Annotated in this window: 5 protein-coding genes and 2 pseudogenes; 3 read left to right on the top strand and 4 right to left on the bottom strand. The window is 40.3% G+C overall.

Features of this window, described 5'->3' with window-relative positions; translation table 11 throughout:
• Positions 1-107: 107 nt before the first annotated feature.
• Entirely contained in the window at positions 108-326 is a 219-nt protein-coding gene (locus JCM13188_RS08200) for a hypothetical protein (RefSeq protein ID WP_054753374.1), read from the top strand.
• A 374-nt stretch (positions 327-700) separates the two neighbouring features.
• On the opposite strand, the gene betA is transcribed toward JCM13188_RS08200, so the two are convergent.
• The 3 genes and pseudogenes from betA to JCM13188_RS18555 all read right to left on the bottom strand — a co-directional run bounded on the left by betA (position 701) and on the right by JCM13188_RS18555 (position 3,844).
• Positions 701-2,386: a choline dehydrogenase gene (gene betA / locus JCM13188_RS08205; protein ID WP_054753375.1), complete on the bottom strand. Its 1,686-nt coding sequence runs from the start codon at positions 2,384-2,386 to the stop codon at positions 701-703.
• 30 nt (positions 2,387-2,416) lie between these two features.
• Positions 2,417-3,369: pseudogene (locus tag JCM13188_RS20715) on the bottom strand (aldehyde dehydrogenase family protein).
• Complete coding sequence (locus JCM13188_RS18555; RefSeq protein WP_279401578.1) at positions 3,332-3,844, bottom strand: aldehyde dehydrogenase family protein; 513 nt, start codon at positions 3,842-3,844, stop codon at positions 3,332-3,334. Before JCM13188_RS18555 ends, JCM13188_RS20715 begins: the two are co-directional and overlap by 38 nt.
• A gap of 258 nt (positions 3,845-4,102) precedes the next feature.
• Between JCM13188_RS18555 and cudC the strand changes: the two are divergent.
• Positions 4,103-4,674 (top strand): annotated as a pseudogene (gene cudC, locus JCM13188_RS08215) (choline uptake/conversion transcriptional regulator CudC).
• 68 nt (positions 4,675-4,742) lie between these two features.
• A complete protein-coding gene (locus tag JCM13188_RS08220) occupies positions 4,743-5,483 on the top strand; it encodes a Uma2 family endonuclease (RefSeq protein WP_279401579.1) in 741 nt (246 codons plus the stop codon).
• Positions 5,484-5,660: 177 nt separating this feature from the next.
• Here JCM13188_RS08220 and rlmD read toward each other — a convergent pair whose 3' ends face one another.
• Entirely contained in the window at positions 5,661-7,046 is a 1,386-nt protein-coding gene (rlmD, locus tag JCM13188_RS08225) for a 23S rRNA (uracil(1939)-C(5))-methyltransferase RlmD (protein ID WP_054753379.1), read from the bottom strand.
• Positions 7,047-7,400: the final 354 nt, after the last annotated feature.

Below are 7,400 nucleotides of genomic sequence, written 5' to 3' on the forward strand. Positions count from 1 at the left end.
TAACTTATTTTACCATATTTATTCCTAATAACTTTTGAACATAGTATATACGCAGGAAATATAGATTCTTTTCTTGTATATGGACTATATTTTAGAGGGGGATCAACTTGAAGATAAAAGGGGTAATCTTAGCACTATTTACGTTATTGGTTCTAACTGCCTGTATAGAAGATTCAAAGGAATTAACTTTTCAAAATGAATCAGACAACTGGTTAGTAGAATACACAGCAACCGTTAAGGGTGATGATCAAGAAACGAATAGACTTTATGTCGAATACATTGGTGAGGGCGAGGCGCCAGAACGCATCGACTATCGAATTGTTTAAAGTTCAGGAGAGGCTGAGGGGACCAATACTACATTGGAACAAGGTGTTCTGAATTCAAAGTTAAGTTCGTGTTCAGGTTGTGCTGTCACTTATGAAAATGATGAAGTTGAGATAACTATTGAGTGGGATGATGAGAGTGAGACGTTTAAGCTGAATAATAATTGAGTGGCATTTTTGAAGTAGTGAATATTTAATAGATTCGTAAGTGACCGATAAACTTTAAGAAATGACCGATATATTTTGAAAAGTGATCGATAAATTCCAAAAAGTGACCGATAACCTCAAAAAGAGGCCGATAATCGCCATATAATAGAATGAGCATCGACTAGCGTTAGCTAATCGATGCTCATCTTTATATATAAATAAGGGGGTAATTAGTTTGTCACCACGCCTGCGTCTGGTGAATCGACGCCGTGGCGGTAATAATCAACATGTTCTGCTTCGAGTGGTTCTTTTTCTAAGATTAAGTCTGCTGCTTTTTCGGCAAGCATTAAGACAGGTGCGTGGATGTTACCGTTTGTGACGTATGGCATAGCTGATGCGTCTACGACTCTGACATTGTCGAGTCCGTGGACTTTCATGGTGTTCGGGTCAACCACGGCCATTGGGTCTGATGCTGGTCCCATTTTCGCTGTGCAAGATGGGTGTAGTGCTGTTTCGGCATCATTTTTTACCCATTCTAAGATTTCTTCATCTGTTTGAACAGATGGGCCTGGCGAGATTTCGCCTGCGTTATAAGGATTCATTGCTGGTTGCGCCATAATGTTTCTTGTTAGGCGCACAGCCTCGATCCATTCGCGTCTGTCTTGTTCAGTTGATAGGTAGTTGTACACCATGCTTGGGTGCTCCCTCGGGTCTTTTGAACGAATCTTAAGCGATCCGCGTGCGTCTGAATACATTGGGCCTACGTGCACTTGGAAGCCGTGCTTCGTGTCAGCTTTTTGACCGTCATAACGTACCGCTACTGGTAAGAAGTGATACATTAAGTTTGGATAGTCAACATCTTCGTTCGAACGGATAAACCCTCCGCCTTCGAAGTGGTTCGTTGCGGCTGGTCCTGTACGTCCAAGTAACCACTGTAGGCCAATCCAAGGCATGCGTAATTTGTTTAAGCTTGGTTGCATTGATACTGGTTCAGGGCATGAGTACTGAATATATGCTTCTAAGTGGTCTTGTAAGTTCTCACCAACACCTGGAAGGTCAACTACTGGCTCAATGCCAAGTGACTTCAAGTGCTCAGCGTCGCCGACTCCAGATAACTGAAGAAGCTGCGGTGTGTTAATTGCGCCACCTGCAAGCACCACTTCTCCTGCTTCAACCTGATGATCTTTACCATTTCGGCGGTAATTAACAGCTGTTGCCTTCGTTCCAGTAAATTCGATTCCTGATACGAACGCACGTGTGCGGATCGTTAAATTACGGCGATGTCTAACTGGATCTAAATAAGCACGAGATGCTGAAAAGCGGCGCCCTTTGTAAACGTGTTTATCAAATGGACCGAATCCTTCTTGGCGGTAGCCATTAACATCCGGCGTGCGGTTGTATCCTGCTTCAACGGCTGCATCGAAAAATGCTTGGAATAACGGGTTTTTAGCCGGACCGCGTTCAAGTTTTACTGGACCATTTAACCCGCGATAAGGATCATCTGAATCAGCAGCTAGTGCATTTTCTAAACGTTTGAAATACGGAAGAACATGCGCAAAGTTCCACGTTTCCATCCCTTTATCTGAACCCCAGCGTTCATAGTCCATTGGGTTTCCGCGCTGATAGATCATGCCGTTAATTGAGCTTGACCCGCCAAGCACTTTACCACGGGCATGCTTAATGCGGCGTCCGTTCATATACGGCTCAGGGTCTGACTCGTACTTCCAGTCATATAAGCTCTTGCCAGCTGGGAATGGTAAAGCTGCTGGCATTTGAATTAATAAATCCCATGAATAGTCACTACGTCCTGCTTCTAAAATTAATACACTGCTTTTTCCGTATGCACTGAGGCGGTTACCCATTACCGAACCGGCACTCCCGCCACCAATGACGACGTAATCGAATTTTTCTGTCATGTTATGAAACCTCCTTGAATGCTTTTCTTTTTATTTAAACCAATGAATCGGCTCTGGTTTTGTATTTCTGAAAATATGCTTCGTTTCTGTATATTCTTCTAACCCTGGTTTACCGAGCTCGCGTCCAATACCTGACTGTTTATATCCGCCCCACGGAGCCTGCGCAAAGTATGGGTGGAAATCGTTGATCCAAACCGTTCCCATACGTAGCTGAGCTGCTGCGCGTTCTGCTTTATCGATATCCGTTGTGAACACAGCTCCTGCAAGACCATAAATCGTATCATTCGCAAGACGAACCGCTTCATCTTCATCTTTAAATCGTTCAACCGTTAAAACTGGACCGAACACTTCTTCTTGCACAATTCTCATGTCCGATGTGCAATTCGTCATAATCGTTGGCAAGTAGAAAAAGCCATCCTGAAGTTCAGGGTCTTGTGGGCGAGCGCCGCCAACTAAGACTTTGGCGCCTTCTTTTTGCCAATTTCAACGTACTCTTCTACTTTTGCACGATGTTCTGCTGAAATTAATGGTCCTGACTGCGTATCTTCGTCAAAACCGTTACCTAACTTAATGTTCTTCGTACGTTCAACTAACGCTTCGACAAACTCATCATGAATCGAATCTTCAACAAGTAAGCGCGCACCTGCTGAACAAACTTGACCAGCATGGAAGAAGACGGCGTTTAACGCTTGGTCCACTGCTGTTTCAAAGTCAGCATCTGCAAAGACGATGTTTGGATTTTTACCGCCTAGTTCAAGCGCAATCTTCTTCACATTGCCGCTTGCATTTTGCATAATTTTCTTACCTGTATCAATGCCGCCTGTAAATGAAATCAGGTCAACCTCATGGCTCACAGCTAGCTCGTTACCAACAGTTGCGCCTTCACCTAGAACTAAGTTCACAACACCTTTTGGAAAACCAACTTCCTCCATGAGTTCTGTTACTTTAATCGTTGTAAGTGGCGTAATTTCGCTTGGCTTCATCACGATCGTGTTCCCTGCTGCAAGTGCTGGGGCAATTTTTCCATGCTGCTTGCAGCAGTGGATAGTTCCAAGGTGTGATCTGACCGCATACACCCACTGGCTCACGAACGACTTTACTTTGGCTATTCGGAATTGGCGAGTCGATGATCTCTCCACCATCTTTGTCTGCAAGACCTGCAAAGTATCTGAAAACCCCTGCGATATCGTCCATATCTTCACGGCTTTCTGTCAATGTTTTTCCTGTATCTAGTGATTCGAGTTTGGCTAGTTCCTCTTTATCACGTTCGATTAACTGAGCAATATGAAGTACCTTCTCGCCTCTTTCCGTAGCAGTCGTAGATTTCCAGTCACCATGGTCAAAAGCTTCGCGAGCTGCTTTGATCGCTTGCTTGGTGTCTTCTTCATTGCCTTCAGCAACTACCTCAATTACCTCTTGGTTATATGGATTAATAATCTCTCTCGTCTTTCCGTTCAATGCGTCCGTCCATTCACCATTAATAAACATCTGTTTCATGAATGAGCCTCCTAAATTTATTTGTTAAATTATTTTTTAACGTATTTAATAATTTTAATATACCATAGCAAAAATGCTTTGTAAACCAACGACTTTTGCATAAAAATTAATTTTTGACTTTTACTGACAATCAGTTTATAGTTACAATTAAAGTAGTTTAAAATTATATTTAACATGTTAAATGAACAAAACTTGGAAAACATAATAACGAAAAGAGGGATGACTTTGAGCGATCAAACCAATCGAAGTGAAGAATTGCTTGAAGAAGCTGAAGGGGCTGTCATTGACGCGATCGCCGAGACGATGGACTTATACGGAGTGACGCCTTCCATCGGACGGTTATATGCAACGATGTATTTCAAACACGACCCACAAACGCTGGATGATATGAAAGATGATCTTGGCATGAGTAAACCAAGTATGAGTACAGCTGTAAGAAAGCTGCAGGAAATTAATATTGTTAAGAAGGTTTGGAAACGAGGCTCTCGCAAGGATTTATTTACTGCTGAGAAGGATTTCTTCCAGTACTTCTCGCATTTTTTCGGAGATAAGTGGGAACGCGAAGCTAAGATTAACCTATCTGCTATTGATCATGCTGAAGATCAACTTAATCAAGTTCTTAACGATGAGAAGGCCAATGATGAGGTCAAAAACGCGCCGAACTCGATTTAAAACAGCTTCAAGATTATCGTAAATATTGCCACTGGCTAGAACGACTGGCCGATTCCATTGAGTCAGGTGAAATTTTTGAGTTCTTGCCGATTGATGAGGAAAAATCTAAGAAAGAGTAATGCGAAACAGCCCCTCCAGATGTGGAGAGGCTGTTTTTTCGTTAAGTAAAATTAGTATGTACTTTAATATGGTAGCTACAATTAAAACTTTGTATAATAAAATTAATCTTAATAAATTAGGTGCTGTGATGAGAGTGACTGTTGAAGAGTTACAGAAAAACTTTATAACGTATTTAAAGTTAGCTTCAACAGAAGACGTGATTATTACACGAGACGACGTTGAAGTGGCAAGGCTATCGTCTCATTTTGAAGGGATAGTACACGAGAATTTACCATTGTATGGAGTTGGTCATAAAGCTACATATGAGGAATTCTTACAGCTTCGACATGATTCTGACAGACGATATGAGTATATTGATGGTGACATTTATTTACTTGCCTCACCTAAAGTTGCTCATCAATACACAGTTACTCAATTACTGACGATGTTCTCAGTTTATTTTGATAATGGAGAATGTTTACCATTTGTCGCGCCATTTGATATTGAAGTCAAAAGGCAATCAACAGAAGAAAAGAATATGGTTCAGCCTGATTTAATGGTGATTTGCGATCTTTATCAACATGTTGGAGAAGATGATTATTATAAAGGAGTCCCCTCATTAATTGTTGAGGTACTTTCAAAGAGAACTCAAAAGAAAGACTTAATCTTTAAACTAAACCTTTATATGTCATGCGGTGTAAAAGAGTATTGGATCGTAAACCCTGATAACCAAGAAGTTATGATTTATCATTTTGACAATTTTAATATTAAAAATACAAAACATATAAAAATGACGAGAAAGCTAGTTCGTTTATATTTACAGGATTAGAAATAGATTTGCTTAAAATATTTAGAACAGCATAGTTCTTATTCAAGACTTCTGGTCTTTCTTTGTCATAAATTCTTGATCAACTCACTTGTAGTGATTTAATTCAATATGATAAAACCCTGCGCGTATATAAAAACATCATAGACTTAATCCGTCTATGATGCTCTAATAAATAATTTATTTTAATTCAAGAATGCTAACTAATTCCACATGCACCGTATGAGGAAACAGATCTACTGGTTGCACAGATTTTAGTTCGTAGTTAAACTGCCTTAACTCAGCAGCATCTTCCGCAAATGAACTTGGATTACATGACACGTAGACAATTCGTTTCGGCTTTGAACGGCCAATTCGGCGCATAACTTTTCCACCTGCACCTGAACGTGGTGGATCTAATAATAAGATATCAGGCTGACCGAATTCTTCTAATACATGGTCGATTCCTCTTCGTGCATCTTGCGCCAAGAAATAAGTATTATCAATGCCATTTTCTTCAGCATTTCGTTTCGCCGACTCAATAGAGCTTTCAACGATTTCAACACCCGCAAGTTTCTTAACTCTGCTCGCAAATGGTAATGAGAACGTCCCAACTCCGCAAAATAAATCAATCATCGTTTCATGCTCTTTAGGTTGTCCCATCTCTAATGCTAAGTCGATTAACTTCTTAGCTTGAGTCGGATTTGTTTGGAAGAATGTATCGTACCATAAGCGATACTGATAACCATAAATTTCATCGTAAATAAAATCACGACCTGCTAACACATGAATTGCTTCTGCATCAACCCGGTCAGCCCAAAGCGTATTTTCTAACCACATTAAGCTTTTGACTTTTTTATATGGACTGATTCGATCAACCAAGTCGTTTACAGCTTCTTTAAGTTCACCGCTCGGTGGCTGAGTTGCAATTAAAGCTAGCATGATTTCACCTGTTGTAAAGGACTGGCGAACCATTAAATGTCGTAATAAACCAGTGTGTGCTTCTTTCTCGTAACCTTTTAGGTCATGGTCTTTAGCCCACTTGGAGACTTCTAGCGATGCGTTGACCATATCATCACTTGCGATTAAGCAGGTTTCAAGGTCAAAGACATTTCTAAAATTACCTTGTTCATGCATGCCCATGTTACCTTCAGGTGAGAAAGTGAATTCCATCTTATTACGGTAATCCCACGGACGATCCATACCGATCGTTGGTTTCACGAGTTCAGGATCAAAACCTTGACTCTCAATCGCTCTTTTAACGTATTCAGTTTTATGCTTTAACTGTCCTGAGTATTCCCAATGCTGCCAAACACACCCGCCGCATATATCAAAATGAGGACACGGCGCAATCGTACGTTCGGAACTTGCTTCTACCACTTCTTTTAGTTCTGTTTTGCTCCACTTTTTAGTTGGATACAAAGCGTCCACTTTCACTTCTTCACCAGGAATAGTTTGCGGAACGACTAATTTTAATTTCTTCGGATTTCCTTTTTCATTTTCCCGCCAAACCACTGCTTGACCAGAACCTCTCCTGTCTAAGCTTTCGATTTTAGCCTGATACTCTTCTCTATTTTCATCGGACATATGTAAATCCTCCTTAACTTCACACCAATAGCTTTTCCAATCGTACATATAGAAAATACCATATTTCAACTCTAGATGATATTAAAAAGATGCTTTTGCGCGCACGCAAAAGCTTCCTTATCTCAATTCTTACAATTATAAATGAGCTAAAATTTTTTGTACATGATTCAGAATACTAATGACAAAAAATCATCTTATTTTTGATCTCTAATGTTATTTTGCATGTTTCTAACTACATTCACTCTGTTCCTATCGACAATCAATCAGTCCTAAAGATAAATAATACTTTAATGCTATCTTGGTCGTTCTATCAAAAATAAATAGATTAAACAAAAGAAAAAGCTACTAGACTTG

The organism is Piscibacillus salipiscarius JCM 13188, from assembly GCF_001311865.1.
GTDB classification, from domain to species: Bacteria; Bacillota; Bacilli; order Bacillales; family Alkalibacillaceae; genus Piscibacillus; species Piscibacillus salipiscarius.